The organism is Streptomyces sp. NPDC006207 (genome assembly GCF_040613835.1).
In the GTDB taxonomy this organism is placed as follows: Bacteria; Actinomycetota; Actinomycetes; order Streptomycetales; family Streptomycetaceae; genus Actinacidiphila.
This window is the reverse complement of sequence record NZ_JBEXSX010000057.1, coordinates 1-17,185: the sequence shown is the minus strand read 5'-3', so window position 1 is coordinate 17,185 and position 17,185 is coordinate 1. Positions and strand designations below refer to the sequence as shown.

The 17,185-nt window shown below is 73.3% G+C and carries 19 protein-coding genes; 6 read left to right on the top strand and 13 right to left on the bottom strand.

The window, feature by feature from the left end:
• Window positions 1-5 precede the first annotated feature (5 nt).
• Window positions 6-1,094, bottom strand: coding sequence for a YhgE/Pip domain-containing protein (locus ABZ312_RS33945; protein WP_500330415.1), 1,089 nt, complete (start codon window positions 1,092-1,094; stop codon window positions 6-8).
• Between the two features lie 69 nt (window positions 1,095-1,163).
• On the opposite strand from ABZ312_RS33945, the gene ABZ312_RS33940 reads away from it, so the two are divergent.
• A complete protein-coding gene (locus ABZ312_RS33940) occupies window positions 1,164-1,616 on the top strand; it encodes a MarR family winged helix-turn-helix transcriptional regulator (RefSeq protein ID WP_500439406.1) in 453 nt (150 codons plus the stop codon).
• Window positions 1,617-1,677: 61 nt separating this feature from the next.
• On the opposite strand, the gene ABZ312_RS33935 is transcribed toward ABZ312_RS33940, so the two are convergent.
• Together ABZ312_RS33935 and ABZ312_RS33930 are read right to left on the bottom strand one after the other, a co-directional pair.
• Window positions 1,678-2,376 carry an anti-sigma factor family protein gene (locus tag ABZ312_RS33935; RefSeq protein ID WP_500330411.1) on the bottom strand — a complete coding sequence of 233 codons (699 nt, stop codon included), beginning with the start codon at window positions 2,374-2,376 and terminating at the stop codon, window positions 1,678-1,680.
• Complete coding sequence (locus ABZ312_RS33930) at window positions 2,373-2,930, bottom strand: sigma-70 family RNA polymerase sigma factor (RefSeq protein WP_500439405.1); 558 nt, start codon at window positions 2,928-2,930, stop codon at window positions 2,373-2,375. The genes ABZ312_RS33935 and ABZ312_RS33930 overlap by 4 nt, the downstream gene beginning before the upstream one ends.
• 184 nt (window positions 2,931-3,114) lie before the next feature.
• Between ABZ312_RS33930 and ABZ312_RS33925 the strand changes: the two genes are divergently transcribed.
• From ABZ312_RS33925 to ABZ312_RS33915, 3 genes are all read left to right on the top strand, one after another.
• Complete coding sequence (locus tag ABZ312_RS33925) at window positions 3,115-4,158, top strand: hypothetical protein (protein WP_500439404.1); 1,044 nt, start codon at window positions 3,115-3,117, stop codon at window positions 4,156-4,158.
• Window positions 4,159-4,249: 91 nt separating this feature from the next.
• A complete protein-coding gene (locus tag ABZ312_RS33920; RefSeq protein ID WP_500439403.1) occupies window positions 4,250-5,317 on the top strand; it encodes a right-handed parallel beta-helix repeat-containing protein in 1,068 nt (355 codons plus the stop codon).
• A complete protein-coding gene (locus tag ABZ312_RS33915) occupies window positions 5,314-6,390 on the top strand; it encodes a methyltransferase (RefSeq protein ID WP_500358361.1) in 1,077 nt (358 codons plus the stop codon). Before ABZ312_RS33920 ends, ABZ312_RS33915 begins: the two co-directional genes overlap by 4 nt.
• Before the next feature lie 4 nt (window positions 6,391-6,394).
• Here ABZ312_RS33915 and ABZ312_RS33910 read toward each other — a convergent pair whose 3' ends face one another.
• The 10 genes from ABZ312_RS33910 to ABZ312_RS33865 form a co-directional block, all read right to left on the bottom strand.
• Window positions 6,395-7,741 carry an acetyl-CoA carboxylase biotin carboxylase subunit gene (locus ABZ312_RS33910; protein WP_500330404.1) on the bottom strand — a complete coding sequence of 449 codons (1,347 nt, stop codon included), beginning with the start codon at window positions 7,739-7,741 and terminating at the stop codon, window positions 6,395-6,397.
• Between the two features lie 6 nt (window positions 7,742-7,747).
• Window positions 7,748-8,389 (bottom strand): acetyl-CoA carboxylase biotin carboxyl carrier protein, encoded by a 642-nt coding sequence (locus ABZ312_RS33905; protein ID WP_500330402.1) that lies wholly within the window; start codon window positions 8,387-8,389, stop codon window positions 7,748-7,750.
• On the bottom strand, window positions 8,386-10,074 hold the full coding sequence (gene accA / locus ABZ312_RS33900) for a carboxyltransferase subunit alpha (RefSeq protein ID WP_500439402.1): 1,689 nt from the start codon (window positions 10,072-10,074) through the stop codon (window positions 8,386-8,388). Before accA ends, ABZ312_RS33905 begins: the two co-directional genes overlap by 4 nt.
• Window positions 10,067-10,399, bottom strand: coding sequence for a TcmI family type II polyketide cyclase (locus tag ABZ312_RS33895; protein WP_499514109.1), 333 nt, complete (start codon window positions 10,397-10,399; stop codon window positions 10,067-10,069). The genes accA and ABZ312_RS33895 overlap by 8 nt, the downstream gene beginning before the upstream one ends.
• Entirely contained in the window at window positions 10,396-10,857 is a 462-nt protein-coding gene (locus tag ABZ312_RS33890; RefSeq protein WP_500330399.1) for an SRPBCC family protein, read from the bottom strand. Before ABZ312_RS33890 ends, ABZ312_RS33895 begins: the two co-directional genes overlap by 4 nt.
• A 2-nt stretch (window positions 10,858-10,859) precedes the next feature.
• Entirely contained in the window at window positions 10,860-11,117 is a 258-nt protein-coding gene (locus ABZ312_RS33885) for an acyl carrier protein (RefSeq protein ID WP_500330397.1), read from the bottom strand.
• 28 nt (window positions 11,118-11,145) lie between these two features.
• Window positions 11,146-12,366, bottom strand: coding sequence for a ketosynthase chain-length factor (locus ABZ312_RS33880; RefSeq protein ID WP_499514106.1), 1,221 nt, complete (start codon window positions 12,364-12,366; stop codon window positions 11,146-11,148).
• Window positions 12,363-13,631: a beta-ketoacyl-[acyl-carrier-protein] synthase family protein gene (locus tag ABZ312_RS33875; protein ID WP_500330395.1), complete on the bottom strand. Its 1,269-nt coding sequence runs from the start codon at window positions 13,629-13,631 to the stop codon at window positions 12,363-12,365. Before ABZ312_RS33875 ends, ABZ312_RS33880 begins: the two co-directional genes overlap by 4 nt.
• Window positions 13,628-14,065, bottom strand: coding sequence for a cupin domain-containing protein (locus ABZ312_RS33870; RefSeq protein WP_499514104.1), 438 nt, complete (start codon window positions 14,063-14,065; stop codon window positions 13,628-13,630). Before ABZ312_RS33870 ends, ABZ312_RS33875 begins: the two co-directional genes overlap by 4 nt.
• 80 nt (window positions 14,066-14,145) lie before the next feature.
• The gene (locus tag ABZ312_RS33865; RefSeq protein WP_500330477.1) at window positions 14,146-15,201 is read right to left on the bottom strand and encodes a SchA/CurD-like domain-containing protein; all 1,056 of its coding nucleotides are present in this window, start codon (window positions 15,199-15,201) and stop codon (window positions 14,146-14,148) included.
• On the opposite strand from ABZ312_RS33865, the gene ABZ312_RS33860 reads away from it, so the two are divergent.
• Window positions 15,121-15,339, top strand: a complete 219-nt coding sequence (locus tag ABZ312_RS33860; RefSeq protein ID WP_500330483.1) for a hypothetical protein — start codon at window positions 15,121-15,123, stop codon at window positions 15,337-15,339. The two genes, ABZ312_RS33865 and ABZ312_RS33860, sit on opposite strands and share 81 nt — an antisense overlap.
• A gap of 53 nt (window positions 15,340-15,392) precedes the next feature.
• Window positions 15,393-17,030, top strand: coding sequence for an FAD-dependent oxidoreductase (locus ABZ312_RS33855; RefSeq protein WP_500330393.1), 1,638 nt, complete (start codon window positions 15,393-15,395; stop codon window positions 17,028-17,030).
• Window positions 17,031-17,185: the final 155 nt, after the last annotated feature.

Below are 17,185 nucleotides of genomic sequence, written 5' to 3'. Positions count from 1 at the left end.
CGCGCTCAGCGGGTGGCCGCGTGCACGATCCCCGAGGTGGACGCGATGCGGTCGAGCAGGAACATGGTGCCCACGCTCGCCGCGATCCAGCAGCAGAGGATGACGATCCCGCGGGTCAGGCCGTCGTGGTGGAAGTAGGCGAGTCCGTCCATGGCACGGACGCCCACACCGGCCGGCATGACGGAGGCCAGTGGCTCCAGCCAGCGCGGCAGGAAGGACGGCGGGAGGACGCCGCCGCTGGTGGCGTTCCCGATGATGAGCATGAAGATGGAGCCCAGGAGCACCCCGGCCGGGCCGAAGACGCGGATGAGCGCGACGGTGGCGGCGGCGACCGCACCGGCCATGAGCGTGACGACGCCGAAGATCCCGAGGAAGGAACCGGGGATCGCGCCGAAGGCCGTACACGCGATCAGGGTGGTGGCCAGGCCGCCCAGGACGGCGAAGAGACCGATGCTCAGGACGCGCTGGTTGAAGGAGAGCCGTGGCGCGACCTGGTAGGTCAGCTGGCCGAACAGGAACCCTGCCAGGATCAGCCCGAAGGAGGCGTAGAAGACCGACAGCCCTCTGCTGTCACCGGACGACAGCGGCAGGATGTCGACCACGGGGATCTTGTGGCCCTCGCCGTGCGGAACGGATGCCAGGGGGGTGAGCAGGCCGGACACCGCGGGGCCGTTCGCGCCGGCGTAGACGACCTCTTGCTCGCCGTCCTCGGACAGGTAGGCCGCGTAGGCCTGCCGGTGCTCCACGGCGTGCCGGGCCGACGCCGCGTCGGGGTACCGGTCGACCTGGAAGGCCTCGGGCGCGATGCGCTGGAGGCGGACGTCGAACAGGGCCGCCGAGTGGTCCGAGGCGACGACGGCCACCGGCAGCCGGTGCGCCGTGGGCGTGTGGAAGGCGGCGAGGAAGACGCTCACGAAGGAGAGCCCGACGACGAGCACCGTGATCACCGGGGTGATCACGGCCTTCGGACCGGTCAGTCCCGCCCGGGCGGGCGGTGCGTCGGTCTGCGGTCCCGGGACGTGCCGGTGCCGGTGGCGTGATGGAGGCTGCTCCGCCGGCGGTTGAGCGTCGGTGATGAGCACGCTGTCGGCCACGGAGAAGCTCCTCCCGAACACATGTAAGCTGACTTATATAAGTTAACAGACAAAAGGAAGGCGCCCGGCATGCCCTTGCGCGACCCCGGCGAGCACATCGGCTATCTGATCTGGCAGCTCTCGCAGGCGTACGCGATCCGCATCGAGCAGGCACTGCGTCCGCTGCGACTGACCCAGGCGCAGTTCAGCGCCCTCATGCGCCTGAGCGTGAACGGGGCCATGTCGAGCGCCGAACTGGCGCGCCGGTGCGGGGTCACACCGCAGTCCATGGGCACCGCCGTACAAGGGCTGGCCGAGCGCGGACTGGTGATGCGGCGGGCACACCCGACGCACGGCCGGATCATCGAGATCAGCGTCACCCCCGAGGGCGAGGAGCTCACGCTCCACGCCGAGCGGGCCATCGCCCCCGCGGAGGAGGAGGCCCTCTCCCCCTTCGCCCCGCACGAGCGCGAGCGGGTCCGGGCCGACCTGCAGCGGATGCTGGGGACCCTCAACCCGCACGCGCTGTCCGAGGGTGATTGAACGCTCACGTCGACTCCGGCGCCCGCATCGCAGGCCGCCTGACCCCCGGCTCCCGGGATGGTCAGGGCTTCGCCGACACGTAGGCCGTGCCGTCGGCGGTCTCCACGAGCACGGCGGCGACGTCGTCCGGGGCCACCGCCGCCGAGCCGTCCAGGCTGACGCCGTGGCCCTCCCCGGTCGGCGACACCACCCAGCTTCCGGCGATCTGCCGGGAGCCGTCCCGCGCCACCACGACCAGCAGGCAGTGCTCCCCCGCCGGGATGCCGCCGACGCGGGCGTGGAGCCGCACCCAGGCGGCGGCCGGGGTGAGCCGCACGGTCAACCGGGCGCCGGTGGACGGATCGGTGGCCGAGGCGGTGCGGGCGGCCCCCGGCGGCGTGGCCGCGGCCGGCGGCCGGACCGCCTGCCCGGCCCGGTGCTCCCCGATGAGCACACCGCCCTGGAGGAGACCGGCCGCCACCACCGCCGCCGCGACCCCGGCGGCCGCCCACCGGCGGCGCCGCGCGCCCGCGCGTTCGGCGCGCACCTGACGCAACGTCCGCTGCAGCAACAACTCCCCGTCCTCGGGCGGGCCGTCCAGGAAGGCCTCCGGCGGTACGCCGCCCAAGGCCTGTGCCAGGGAGCGCAGTTCCCCGAGTTCGGCGGCGCAGGGCCGGCAGGACACGACGTGCTCGTCCACGGCGCGGGCCTCCTCCTCGTTCAGCGCACCCAGGACACGGGCGGTGAGCGCCTCCCCGTCGTGCCGCTCCCCCGTGCTCATGCCGCGACCTCCCCCATATCGACGGGCCCCTGCCGGCAGAAGTCGCGCAGCGCCTTGAGGGCGTAGTGCGACCGGGACTTCACCGTGCCCGGCGGGATGCCCAGGGACCTGGCCGCCTCGGCGACGCTCTGCCCACGGAAGTAGAGCGCGTACAGCACGTCGCGGTGGTCCGCGGAGAGCCGTTCCAGCGCCTCCATGACGACCACGGCGTCCACCACCGCCTCCGCGTGGTCGCGCTCCACCGGCCCGGTGGCCGTCGACTCGGCCACCTCGGTGGGGCGGGCGGCCCTGGCCCGGTGCCGGTCGGTGATGATGTTGCGCGCCACGGTGAGCAGCCATCCCCGCACCGAGCCCTTGCCGTTGAGCAGCGCGTCGGGATGGCGCCAGGCGCGGATCAGGGTCTCCTGGACGACGTCCTCGGCCGCGGCGCGGTCGCCGGTGAGGCGGGTCGCGTACGCGAGCAGGGCCCTGCCGTGTTCCTCGTAGAGCGCCCTGACGAGCGCCTCGTCGCTCGTGCTCCGGCTCTGCCGGGTACGGGGCCGCATTGCCGCCATCCGCTCACTCCGTCCGCCCACCGACCGTGCCGCGGTGCCTCGAGGCAGACACGGCCCCCGCCCGGGGCGGGTTCAGGTGAGCCGCCTCACACCGCGCGGCCCGGCATTGAACCGCCGTCCGGCGCGGGCCGTGTCTGGTCACACGCCCCCGCGTGCCCGGCCGGTCCACAGGAGGAGAGGAACGATGCGGTACAGCCCCGCGATGAGGACGGTCCGCCTGCTGGCGGCGGCCGCCCTGCTGTTCGCCGTCGCCCCGTACCCCGGCACCGCCGCGGGCCGCTCCCCCGCCGCCCCCGTACGGCTGGTGCCACAAGGACCGGCGACCGCCGCCGGTGCGCCCCGTCCGTCCCGTGGTGACGCCGGCCTGCCGCCGTACGGGGCGGCGGCGGGGGTCGGCGTGGTGGTGCTGCTGGCCGGCCTCGCCGTGGGCCGCCGTCCGTTGCTGCGGGCGCTGCGACGGCGCCGGCGGGCGGCGCTCGGCCGCCGGCTCGCGGCGGACACCCGTACCCCGCTGGTGGTGCGGCACGCACTGCGTGAACTGGCCCTGGCGGGACGGCCCGGCAGCCCGGTCCGGGTGCGGGGCGTGCTCGCCGAGCCCGGCCGGGTGCTGGCCACGGTCTCGGCGTGCGGGCCCGCCCCGGCGCCGTGGACGGCGCTGACCCCGACCCGCTGGGAGCGCACGGGTCTCGTACCGGCCGAGACGGCCGCCACCGGCCCGGGGCCGCTCCCCCAACTGACCAGGCTGGGCGCGGTCGGCCGGGGGCAGCTGCTGGTGAACCTCGCGCGGATCGGCGGCGTCCTCAGCGTGCTCGGGGATCCCGCGGTCGCGCGGGACGCGGTGCTCGCCCTGGTGGACGGGGTGTTGGAGGCGGCGCCCGCGGGCCGCACCGTGGTGGTCGCCGTCGGTCCCGGTGCCCGTGACCTGCCCGGGCCGCCCGCCGTGGTCCGGGTCCGGAGCGTCCGTCAGATCGCCGCGCTGCGCGGCGCGGGGGCGCCGCAGGTCCCGGCGGGGCTGGTCGTGCTGCTGCACCGGCCGGACGCCGAGGAGGCCCGCGTGCTGGCGACGCTGGCGGGCCCGAAGGGCGGCGGCTGGACGGTCCTGACGGTCGGCCATGTCCCGGGCGCCCATTGGCGCTGGTACGCGGCGGCCGACGGAACAGTGGACGCGGGCGTGCTCGGTCACCGGGTGGTGGTGCCCGTGCGGCCCTCCGTCCGCTGCCGCCTCTGATGCCCCGGCAGAGTGGCGATACGGCAGAACCACTCATAGCGTCAGATTTCAGGTGACTCGGGACGTCACCCGGAAAGCAGGTACGGCAGTCATGACACTTCGTCGGCCCCAGGCGGCCGCCGTGGTCGCGGTCGTCAGCGCGCTGGGGCTGTGCGCCGTCCCCCGGGCCGAGGCCGCGCCGGGCGCGCTCGTCGTCCGGCCCGGGGAGTCCGTCCAGGCTGCGGTGGACCGGGCCCGGCCGGGCGACGTCATCGAGATCCTCCCCGGGACCTACCCGGGCAGCGTCAACGTGACCAAGCCCCGGCTGACGCTGATCGGCCACGGCACCGACACCGTCCTCACCCCGGCCGGCCGGAGCGACCAGAACGCCTGCGCCCTGGCGGGCCACGGGCTGTGCGTCACCGGAACGGAGCAGAGCGGGCTGGACGGTGTGCGGCTGATGTCGCTCTCGGTCTCCGGCTTCCGCAAGAACGGCGTCGACGCCTCGTGGACCGACGGTCTCGAGGTCAGTGACGTGACCGCCGAGGACAACGGGCACCAGGGCATCGGCGTCCAGCACTCGGTGCGGACGCTGCTGCGGGACAACGTCTCCCGGCAGAACGGCGAGTCGGGGATCTTCCTGGCCAACACCGCGGACGCGGAGGGCGGCGCGCTGGACACCGAGCGCGCCCGCATCAGCGGCAACGAGCTGACGGGCAACCGGATCGGGGTCGTGCTGCGCCGGGTGCGCAACCTGGGGGTCGTCGACAACCACATCACCGCCAACTGCGGCGGCGTCTTCGTCGTCGGGGACGAGGGCGTCCCCCGTGCCGGGGGCCTGACCGTCTCCGACAACCTCGTGGCGGCGAACAACAAGTACTGCCCGCCCAACGCCCGGCTCCCCTTCATCCAGGGTGCCGGGATCGTGCTGACAGGGGCAGAGCGGACCCTGGTGGTCCGCAACCGGGTCGTGGACAACCACGGCACCTCACCGATGTCCGGCGGGATCGTGCTCTTCCGCAGCGTGGTGGGCGCCCCCGACACCGGCAACACCGTCCGGGGCAACACGACCCTGGGCAACCGCCCGGCCGATCTGGCCGACCGTGACCAGGGCACCGCGAATGTCCTCCGTGACAACAAGTGCCGCGTCTCCGAACCGAAGGGGTTGTGCGAGGAATGACCTTGACAGAAGCCACCAACGCGGACGGCACCGCGACCGCGGCGCCCGCCGAGTCCGCCACGCCGCCGGCGATGCGCCTGCGCGAGCTCGTCTTCGGCGCCGCCTGCGCCGCCGCCGTACGGGCCGCGGCCAGGCTCGGCGTGCCGGACGCGCTCGGCAAGGAGCCCTCGACCGTCGACGAGCTCGCGGCCATGGTCGGCACGGCGCCGCGCCAGCTGCGCCGGCTGCTGCTCGCCCTGGCCGCGTACGGGGTCTTCGAGCAGCAGGCGGACGGCCGCTTCGCCCACACCGAGATGTCCCGGATGCTCCGCAAGGACAGCCCGAACACCCTGCACTACATCGCGCTGTGGTGCACCGAGCCGTGGACGTGGGAGGTCTGGCCGCGGCTGGACGAGGCGGTGCGCGGCGGCCGCAACATCTTCCCGGAGGTCTTCGGCAAGGAGTTCTTCGAGTACCTCCACGACGACGCCCGCGACAGCGCCCGGGTCTTCGACCGCGCCATGACCGCCTCCAGCCGGCAGTCCGCCGAGGACATCGCGGCGCTGCTCGACCTGTCCGGCGTCCGCTCGGTCGCCGACATCGGCGGCGGCCAGGGGCACGTGCTGGCCGCCCTGCTGGAGAAGCACCCCGACCTGCAGGGCACGCTGCTGGACCTGCCGAAGGTCGTGGCTGGCGCCGACCCGCGGCTGCGCGAGGGCGGTCCGCTCGCCGCGCGGGCCCGGCTGGTGCCCGGGGACTGCCGGGTGGACATCCCGGTGGCCGCCGACATGTACATCATCAAGAACATCCTGGAGTGGGACGACGACAGCACGCGCCGCACGCTGCGCAACGTCGTCGCGGCGGGCGGCGCCGGCGCGAAGGTGATCGTCATCGAGAACCTCGTCGACGACACGCCCTCCATGCGCTTCACCACCGCCATGGACCTGCTCCTGCTGCTGAACGTCGGCGGCCAGAAGCACACGCGGGACAGCATGGTGAAGCTGATGACGGAGGCCGGGCTGCAGGTGGGCGAGGTGGCCCCGGTCAACGCCTACCTGCACGCCCTGCACAGCACGGTCGGCGGGGCGCGGTGACCCGCTAGCCGGTCATCTCCCCCACCAGAGAGGTGGTGTGCCGGCCCGCCCGGAACTCCGGGCGGGCCAGCACCTTGCGCAGGAAGCCCGCCGTGGTGCGCACACCCTCGCCGCGCACCCGCAGTTCCTCCAGGACGCGGTCCATCCGGGCCAGCGCCCGCTCCCGGTCCGGGGCCCAGACGACGGCCTTGGCGAGCAGGGAGTCGTAGTCGGGGCCGATCCGCCAGCCGGGGAAGGCATGGGTGTCCACCCGTACGAAGGGCCCGCCGGGCACCTCGAACTCCGTGAGCAGACCCGGGGTCGGCGCGAAGTCCCGGGCGGGATCCTCGGCGTTGACCCGGCACTCGACGGCGACCCCGCGGTGCACGACGTCCTCCTGGCGCAGGGTCAGCGGATGGCCCGCGGCGACCAGGATCTGCTCACGGACCAGGTCGATCCCGGTGACCATCTCGGTGACCGGGTGCTCCACCTGGAGCCGGCAGTTGACCTCCATCAGATGGAAGTCGCGCTCCGGGGTGAGCACGAACTCGAAGGTGCCCACGCCGGTGTAGCCGACCGCCCGGGCGCCGCGCACGGCCGCGTCGCACATCTGCGACCGCAACCGCGCCGGCAGGTCGGGGGCGGGGGTCTCCTCGACCAGCTTCTGGTGGTGCCGCTGCACCGAGCAGTCGCGCTCGCCGAGGTGGACGACCGCGCCGTGCCGGTCGCAGAGCACCTGCACCTCCACGTGGCGGGCCCGCTCGACGTACCGCTCCAGATAGAGCCGGTCGTCGCCGAAGACGGCGCGGGCGTGCGCCGCGGTGCGCTTGTAGGTGTCCAGCAGCCGGTCCGGGTCGGTGACCACGGCCATGCCGCGTCCGCCGCCGCCCGCGACGGCCTTGAGGATCACCGGGTAACCGGTCTGCTGCGCCGCCTCCTTCGCGTCGGCGGCGCCGGCCAGCGGGCCCGTGCTGCCGGGCAGCACGGGCAGTCCGGCCTCGGCCATCAGCGCGCGGCAGGCGGCCTTGTCGCCGAGCCGGGACAGCACCTCGGGGGAGGGCCCGATGAAGGTGAGGCCGTTGGCCTCGCAGACCTCGGCGAAGTCGGGGTCCTCGGACAGGAAGCCGTAACCGGGGTGGACGGCCTGCGCGCCGGTGCGGCGGGCGGCCTCGACGACGGCGGGGATGTTGAGGTAGCTCGCCCTCGCCGGGGGCGGTCCGATGTGCACGGCCTCGTCGGCGAAGCGCACGACGGCCGAGTCGCGGTCGGCGGTGGAGTACACCGCGACGGTCCGGATGCCGAGTTCACGGCAGGCGCGCGCGACCCGCAGCGCGATCTCGCCACGGTTGGCGACCAGGACGGTGGAGAACACCGGCCCTCACTCCCCCACCGGTATCGGCTCCAGTGCGATCAGCGCCTGCTGGAACTCGACGGGCTGCCCGTCCGGGACGACGACCTCCACGACCCGGCCGGCCACGTCCGCCTCGACGACGCTCATCATCTTCATGACCTCCAGGACGCCCACGGGCTGGCCGGGGCGTACGAGGTCGCCGAGGCTCACGCACGGGCGCTCGCCGGGTTCCGGGGCGTGGTAGAAGGTGCCCACAGTGGGGGCGCAGACGTAGTGAAGCGACGTGGAGTCGTGCGCTCCGTGCGCCTGTTGCGCCTCCGGTGCGCCCTGGGCCCGGCCTGCGGAGGACGCCGGTGCGGGGGCGGCCGCGGGAGGGGTCGCCGGTGCCGCGGCCGCCTCCGCCGCCGGAGCGGGTGCGGCAATGTGCGCGGCAGTGGACGCGGGCGGCTCCGCCTGCGGTTGCGGCCACTCGATCTCGACCGCCGTCTGCCCGTGCCGCAGCCTGATCCGCTGCGGCGGGGTGGGCATGGAGCGGGCCAGTTCGGTGGCGCTGCGGCAGACCGCATCCAGCACCGGGAGCGCGGCCGGCGCACTGCCGGGGGACGTTCCGTTGAGGGCCTTGCCCGCGCCCGGGGGGCGGGCCGTCCTGTCGTCGCCGTGGAGTGTCACGGTGCTGCCTCCTCCTCCAGTCGGCCGAAACGGTGGAACCGGTCGCGGCGCTCGGCCAGCAGCCGGTCGGGGGCCCAGGGACGCAGTTCGTCCAGGGCGGCCGAGAGCGCGCCGCCGACGAGGGCGGCCGCGTGGGCGTGGTCCCCGTGGGCGCCGTCGGGCGGCTCGGGGACCACACCGTCGACGATGCCCAGCCGGAGCAGATCGCGTGCGTGCAGCCGCAGGGCGGCCGCCGCCGCGGGGGCGGCGCCGGGGTCCTTCCACAGGATCGCGGCGCAGCCCTCGGGGCTGATCACGGAGTAGATGCCGTTGGCGCTGACCAGGACCCGGTCGGCGACGGCGAACGCCAGTGCGCCGCCGCTGCCGCCCTCGCCGGTGATCACGGCGACGACCGGCACGGGCAGCCGGGCCATCAGCCGCAGGTTCTCGGCGATGGCCAGGGCCTGGCCGCCGCTCTCCGCCTCCGGCCCCGGGTTGGCGCCCGGGGTGTCGATGAGGGTCACCACCGGCATGCCCAGCTTGGCGGCGGTGCGCATCAGGCGGGCCGCCTTCCGGTAGCCGGCCGGGGTGGCCATGCCGAAGTGCCGCCGCCTGCGCTCCTCCAGCCCGGGGCCGCCCTTGTGGTGGCCGATCAGCATGACCGGGCTGCCGCGGAGCAGGCCAGGACCGCCGATGACGGCCGGGCAGTCGGCGGCCAGCCGGTCGCCGTGCAGTTCGTGGAAGTCCTGGAGCAGATGGGCCGCGTAGTCGGCCGCCGTGGGCCGCAGCGGGTGCCGGGCCAGCCGTACCGCCTCCCAGGCGTCCCGCTCCGGCAGTTCGTCCGCCGTGCGGACGACGCGGACCGCGGGCCCGCGCTCCCGGTCCGCCGCGGCGCCGCCGGAGCGCAGCCGCAGCAGCCGGGCCAGCGTCGGGCGGAGCGCGGCGCGGGGGACGACGTCGTCGATGAGGCCGCGCGCGAGGAGGAACTCCGCGGTCTGGAAGCCCTCGGGGAGCCGCTGGCCGGTGGTCTGCTGGATGACGCGCGGCCCGGCGAAGCCCATCCGGGCGCCGGGCTCGGCGATGATGACGTCGGCGAGGGTCGCGTAGGAGGCGGCGACGCCTCCGTAGGTGGGGTCGGTGACCAGGGACACCACCAGGACGCCCGCCTCGTCGAGTTCGGTGAGCACCTGGGCGGTCCTGGCCATCTGCATCAGCGACAGGGCGCCCTCCTGCATACGGGCGCCGCCGGAGGCGGTCACGAGCAGCAGGGGGACGCGCCGTCGCAGACTGGTCCGGGCGGCCCGGGTGATGTGCGAGCCGACGCCCAGGCCGAGACTGCCGCCGAGGAAGTGGAAGTCCATCGCGGCGACCACGACCGGCTGTCCCTCGACGGTGCCGTGCACGCAGACGACGGCCTCGTCCAGGCCGGTCGCCGTGCGGGCCTCGCGCAGCCGCTCGGCGTACGGGCGGGTGTCCGTGAAGCCCAGCGGGTCGTGCTCCGCCGGCCGCTCGCCGCGCTCCGCGGCGAGCGGCCGGCAGGAGCCGGGGTCCAGCAGCTGGTCGAGCCGCTGCCGGGCGGTGAGCCGGCCGTGCGCGCCGCACTCGGGACAGACGCGCAGCGTACGGGTGTAGCGCTTGCCGTAGACGAGCGCGGCACAGCGCTCGCAGCGCACCCAGTCCGGCTCGGCGGTGGCCGTGTCAGCCACTGCGCTCCCAGCGGTAGAACTCCCGGGCCATGGCGTCCTTGGGCTCGCGCCAGGTCTCGGGGTCGTACGCGGAGATGAAGGACGACAGCTGGTCGCTGATGTCCCGGAACGCCGGGTGGTCCTTGTACCTGCCGACCTCCGGGCCGGGCGGCCGCTCGGCCTCGACCAGGTGCAGGTAGACGTCGCCGAACTGGAACAGGCTGCGTCCGGTGACCCCGATCAGACCCGGCAGTTCGCCCTTGTCGGACTCGGCGAAGACCTGCGCCACCTGCTCCTCGACGCCGGGCTTCATCCTGGCCACGATCAGGCTGCGGTAGGTCTTCATGCCGCGCCGCCCCCGTGGCGCTGCACGATGCGCTCGCGGATCAGCTCCAGCTGGATCTTGGAGTTGTCGTTGATCCGGGCGGTCATCGCCTCGTCGTCGAGGGGGGCGCCGGGCTTCATGGCGAAGTCCTGGGTCCAGCGCATCCGGGTGCCGCCGGGGACCTCCTCGTACTGCCAGTGGATGTCCATGTACTGGAACGGGCCGGTCTCGACCCGGTGCGCGCGCACCGTGCGGGTGGCGCGGTCGGCGATCCGCTCGGAGACCCAGCTCCACACCTGGCCGTGCTCGTCGGGGTGCATGGTGAGCCGGAAGACGACCCGGTCGCCCTCGCGCTCCACGATCTCCACGGAGGCGTACTCGCTGAACAGGTCCGGCCAGCCCTCCACGTCGTTGGTGACGTCCCAGACGACGTCCATCGGGGCGGGGATGGTGATCTCGTTCTCGGTGTGGCCGGGCATGGTCAGACTCCTGCCTTGAGTGAGGTGTTGACAACGTCCATGAAGGCGCCGGGGGTCTTGCACGAGTCGGCGTCGCCGGCGATCGGGATGCCCCGGTCGTTCTCCAGGGCGCCGACGATGCCGAGCAGGCCGAGCGAGTCCAGGCCGTACTCGGCGAAGGGTGTCTCCGGGTGGCCGCTCAGCAGGGCCACGTCGACGGTGATGCCGGCATTGGACTTCATCAGGGTGGCGAGTTCGCCGTAGGTCAGTTCCTTGCTCATGGAAGAGCTCTCCTTCACTGCGCCTGCGCTACGCCCGGACAACCAGGGCCGAGTTGGAACCCATGAGGCCGCGGCTGAGCACCAGCGCGGTCCGCAGTTCCGCCGGCCGGGGCCGGCCGATGACCAGGTCGAGGTCGTGGCAGGTGTCGGTGATGTTGGGGGTGGGGGGCACGACTGCGTGCCGCAGGGCGAACACGGCTGCGGCCACGTCGAGCACCGGGGCGCCGCAGTAGGCGCGGCCGGTGCCGGTCTTGGGGGCGGTCACGGGAATCTTCCGGGCGCGCTTGCCGAACACGTCGGCCAGGGCCAGCGCCTCGGCGCGGTCGGCCTCCGGGGTGCCGAGTGCGTCGGCGAAGACCACATCGATGTCCCCGGGTGCGCACCCGGCTTCCGCGAGGGCGTCGCGGATGGCGCGGGCCAGTCCCTCACGGGACTCCGCCCAGCGCGAGGCCCCGGTGAAGGTGGCACCGTGCCCCGCGATGACGGCCTGCACCTCGGCCCCGCGGCCGGCGGCGTGCTCGGGGTCCTCGACCACGAGCATCGCGCCGCCCTCGGCGGGGGCGAAACCGCGGGCGTGCCGGGTGAAGGGCAGATAGGCCCGTTCGGGATCCTCCTCCAGGCTGAGTTCTTCGTATCCGAGCTGGCAGACACCCGAGTACGGCGCCAGCGGCGCCTCGGCGGCGCCGACGACGACGGCCCGGGTGCCGTTGCCACGGGTGATGTTGCGGCAGGCGTGGGAGATGGCGTCGAGACCACCGGCCTCGTCGCTGGCCACCACGCCGCAGGGGCCCTTGAAGCCGCCGCGGATCGAGATCTGACCGGTGCTCGCCGCGTAGAACCACGCGATGGACTGGTACGGGCCGACGAAGTTCGGCCCCTTGCCCCACAGGTGCTGCAGTTCGCGCTGGCCGAACTCGCCACCGCCGGAACAGGCCGCCGTCACCACTCCGATGTCGAAGGGTGACTCCTCGTCGAAGCGCAGGCCCGAGTCGGCGATGGCCTGGTCGGCGGCCGCCATCGCGAAGTGGGTGAACCGGTCGGTCTGCACGGTGTAGCGGTCCTCGACGACCGCCGACACCTCGAAGCCGCGGACCTCCCCCGCGACCCGAAGCGGCAGGTCCCGGCATCCCTCGCGGGTGACCGCGTCGAGGACGGCGACACCTTCCCTGGTCGCCTTCCAGAAGGCGTCGGCTCCGATGCCGTTCGGCGCGACGACGCCGATGCCGGTGACCACCGCTTGCGTGTTCATCGCTGGCTCCCCTCCGGTCGGTTGAGGACGACCGCGGACTGGAACCCGCCGAATCCGCTGCCGACCGACAGCACGGTGCGCAGCTTCAGCTCACGGGCGGTGCGCGGGACGTAGTCCAGGTCGCACTCCGGGTCCGGGGTCTCGTAGTTGGCGGTCGGTGGCACCACGCCGTGGGCGAGGGCCAGGGTGCAGGCGGCCAGTTCGATCGCGCCGATCGCACCCAGGGAGTGGCCGACCATGGACTTGATGGAGCTCATGGGCGTGGAGTAGGCATGCGCGCCCAGCGAGCGCTTCACCGCCGCGGTCTCGTGGCGGTCGTTCTGCTTGGTGCCCGAGCCGTGCGCGTTGACGTAGTCGACGCCCGACGGGTCGATCCTGGCGTGGTCCAGTGCCTGGTCGATGGCCTCGGACATCTCCAGGCCGTCGGTGGTGAGCCCGGTCATGTGGTAGGCGTTGCCGTACGTGGCGTAGCCACCGATCTCGCAGTAGATCCGGGCACCGCGGGCCTTGGCGTGCTCCAGTTCCTCCAGGATCAGCACGGCGCCGCCCTCGCCCATGACGAAGCCGTCGCGGCGGGCGTCGAAGGGACGGGAGGCGTGGGCCGGGTCGTCGTTGTTGGGGGAGGTGGCCTTGATGGCGTCGAAGCAGGCCACCGTGATGGGTGAGATCGGGGAGTCCGACGCACCGGCGATGATGATGTCGGCGCGTCCCTCCTCGATGGTCTGGAACGCGTAGCCCACGGCGTCCAGGCCGGAGGTGCAGCCCGTGGAGACGGTCTGCACGGGACCGCGGGCGCCGTGCCGTTCGGCTATCTCCGAGGCGAGCGCGCTGGGCGCGAACGCCCGGTGCAGGTGCGCACCCGCCTGCCGGTGGTCGACGTCCCAGCGGGTGCCACGTTCACTGACGCGTATGTAGTCGTGTTCCAGCCGGGTGGTGCCTCCGACGGCGGTGCCGAGGGAGACCCCGACCCGCCAGGGGTCCTCCTCGTCCAGTTCCAGCCCGGCGTCGCGGACCGCCTCGGCGGCCGCGACGAGCGCGAACTGGACGTACCGGTCGGCGCGTTCCAGGTCCCGCGGGCTCAGCCCGCAGGCCGCCGCGTCGAAGTCGACCTCAGCGGCGATGCGGGACCGGAAGCCCGTCGGGTCGAAGAGCGTGATCCCGCGGGTCGCCGTCCGGCCGGCGGTGAGCAGTTCCCAGAAAGCGGGGACCCCGACACCGCCGGGGGCGACGACACCGGCCCCGGTGACCGCCACCCGGCGGGTCATGACGCCGCGTCCTCGGTCTGCTCGGTGGGCTCGGTGTCGACATGGCCCAGCTCCGGGCGCGGAGCGAGCGGACCGAGGTGGAAGACGAGCCGGGCCTCGGTGTCGCCGACGTTGCGGAAACGGTGGCGGACGTACGGCGGGATCATCAGGCCCTGCTCCGGGCGGAGCACGTACGGCTCCCCGTCGAGGTCCACCTCAAGCGCACCGCACACCACGTACACGAACTCCTCCGAGTACGGGTGGTAGTGCTCGCCGATCCGGTCACCGGGCTCCACGAGCGCGACGCCCATGAAGCCGCTGGTGGCGCCGCACGCGGTCGGGGTGAGCATCGCCCGCAGGTCGCCGCCGCGACGGCGGTTGTGCGGGGTGTCCCCCAGGTTCACGATGGTCGGCGTGAACGGGACGTTCCGTTCGTTGGTCAGAAGATCATCCATGCTTGCCTCCTCCGGCGGGGCCGGCCCGGGGCGCACCCCGGGCCGGCCGGTACCTGCCGGCTGCCGATGGCTCGTACGGGTCAGGACGTGGCCGCGCTGCGGTCGGTGACCATGCGCATGTCGTATTCGACGAGGAACCGCTTCAGGCCCTGCTCGTCCGCGAGGTCCCAGTCGGGACCGAGGTCGAGCAGCCTGGCGAGGACGCCGGCCTTGTGCTTGCCGGCGGCGCCCACGGCGATGAGCGAGGCCTCCTCGACCGGGACCCGCAGGTCGACCAGGCGCACCACGATGTCCTCGCTCTCGCGCAGGAAGACGGTGCTGCGCGCGAGCGGCCCCTTGCGGACGTCCACGGCCTCCTCGTCCTGCTGGGCGAGCATCTTGGCGACGGCCTGGCCGGAGCCCGCCTTGGCCGGGTAGATCAGGGCGTGACGGCTCAGGTCCTCCGGCCGGTCGGTGCCCTTGGCGACGTGGTGCACGGCCGGGAGCGCGGCGCGGGCGAAGAACTCCCGTGCCGAGCCCGGGTCGTTGAGATCCCGGTCCACCTCCAGGTAGGGGTTGATGGCTTCCTCGACCGCCCGCACCTCGGGCTGGCGGGCGACATGGCGCAGTGCCCTGGCCAGGTCGCCCTCCACCTCCACGGCGCGCACGACACGGTTGCCGTGCATGAACAGCGAGGTGCGGCGCAGCCGCGTGTTCTCGTCGACCACGGCCTGCGGCGAGGTGTAACCGGACAGGATGTCCGCCACCTGCTGTTCGCTGCCGGGCTTCACGGTGAAGGTGATGGCGTGGCGGATGATCCCGTCCCCGACCCTCGGCACGGTCTGCATGCGACCGGACTCGTAGGAGGTACGGGTCTCCCGCAGCACCCCGAAGCGGAGCGAGCGGGTGTCCTTCACGCAGCCGTGCATCGGCTGCACCATCTCCAGGTGGGTCGGGCTGTCCACCCAGGCGAGGAAGTGCAGCGCACTCTCCCACTCACTGGTGATCAGCCATTGCGAGGGATTTTCGATCGACTGGCAAAGCTGGTCGCTGACGTGTCCGGGCACGGCAGCGACGTGGCGGCACATCTGGTCATACGCGTCAAGAAACCGCTGCTCGGCGTCGTCTTCAACATCAAGCATGAGGACGACGCGCAGGCGATTGCCATCGAGCGCGGACTGCGAGACCTTTTCGGCCTGGGCCGGCATATTCCACCTCTTCCGAGAGCGAGCAACCCCCGAGGTCCGTCGTCCAACGATCGTGCTGTGGTGGCCCAACCGGTGCGAGATATGTGATCCAATTGGGTGACGGGCGAAAATACCCCCGGTAATCGGGCATCAAGGGAGCTATGACTCCACAGGCCGAAGACCGGGTTCCGGTCCTCATCGTGGGGGGCTCCCTCGTCGGGCTCTCCAGCTCAGTCTTCCTGGGCCGGCTCGGCGTCCGGCACGTCCTCGTCGAGAAGCACCCGGGTACCTCCATCCACCCCCGTGGCCGCGGCAACAACCTGCGGACCATGGAGCTGTTCCGTACGGCCGGGGCCGAGCCGCTGATCCGGCAGGCCGCCTCCGTACTCGCCGACAACCACGGCATCCTGCAGGCCGACTCGCTGACCTCCGACAACGCCGAATGGCTGTTCCGGGAGATCGACCCGGGCGGCCGGCTGTCCGGCATCAGCCCCAGCGGCTGGTGCCTGTGCAGCCAGAACGACCTGGAGCCGGTGCTCCTGGACTACGCCCGCACGCTCGGCGGCGACCTGCGCTTCAGCACCGAGCTGGTGTCGTTCACCCAGGACGAGGACGGCGTCACCTGCGAGCTGATGGACCGGGAGACCGGCGACCGCAGCACCGTCAGGACCGACTACCTCGTCGCGGCCGACGGTCCGCGCAGCCCGGTGCGCAGCGCCCTGGGCATCGGTCACACCGGACGCGGCGACCTCTTCGCCAACATCAGCGCGACCTTCCGCGCCAAGCGGCTGGCCGACGCGGTGGGCGACCGCTACTTCATCGCGTGCTACCTGACCAATCCGGACGCCGACGGCGTGCTGCTGCCGGTCGACAACCAGGAGAACTGGGTCTTCCACGCGCCCTGGCACCCCGAGCGGGGCGAGTCGCCGGAGGACTTCACCGACCAGCGGCTGGCCGCGCACATCCGCACCGCGGTGGGCGTGCCGGACCTGGAGATCGAGATCACCGGCCGGGCCCCCTGGCGGGCCGCGGAGCGGGTCGCGGACTCCTACGGGCGCGGGCGGGTGCTGCTCGCCGGCGACTCGTGCCACGAGATGTCCCCCACCGGCGCCTTCGGCTCCAACACCGGCATCCAGGACGCCCACAACCTGGCGTGGAAGCTCGCCGCGGTGACCGGGGGCTGGGCCGGGCCGGAGCTGCTGGAGACGTACGAGGCCGAGCGCCGCCCGGTCGCCGTGGCCACCAGCGAGCGGGCCTCCGCCCGTTCCGCCGAGCACGCCCACCCGGGCTACGCGCCGCCGGCCGGCGGCGGGCCCCAGAAGGGGGTCCTGGTGGTCGCGCTGGGCTACCGCTACCCCGAGGGCGCGTTCCTGGGCGCGGACCCGGGGCGGCCGGTCGTCCCCGAGGACTTCCGGCCGGTCGCCGAACCCGGTGGCCGTTCCCCGCACGTGTGGGTGACCACCCGGGACGGCGAGCGCCGCTCCACGCTGGACCTGTACGAGCGCTCCATGGTGCTGCTCACCGGCGACGGGCCGAAGGGCACGGCCTGGCACGACGCGGCCCGCACGGTCGCGGAGCGCCTCGGGGTGCCGCTGCAGGCGTACCGGCTCGGCGAGTCCACGCAGGCCGACCTGGTGCCCGAGGCGGGCACGGACTGGACCGCGGTGCACGGCATGACGCCGAGCGGCGCGATCCTGGTCCGCCCGGACGGCTTCGTCGCCTGGCGGAGCCGCGAGGCCGTGGAGGACCCCGCGGCGACCCTGGACAAGGTCCTGACCTCGGTGCTGCGGCTCGGCTGACCGTCGCGCCGCAGGCTGCCGAGGAGACGGCACGGGGGGACGGTTGACCGTACGAACGGCGGGATCGGCCATGCCGAGAAGGCCCTGGAGCAGGTCGTCAACGTGGCGACGCTGCCGGGCATCGTCGGCGCCTCCTACGCCATGCCCGACGTCCA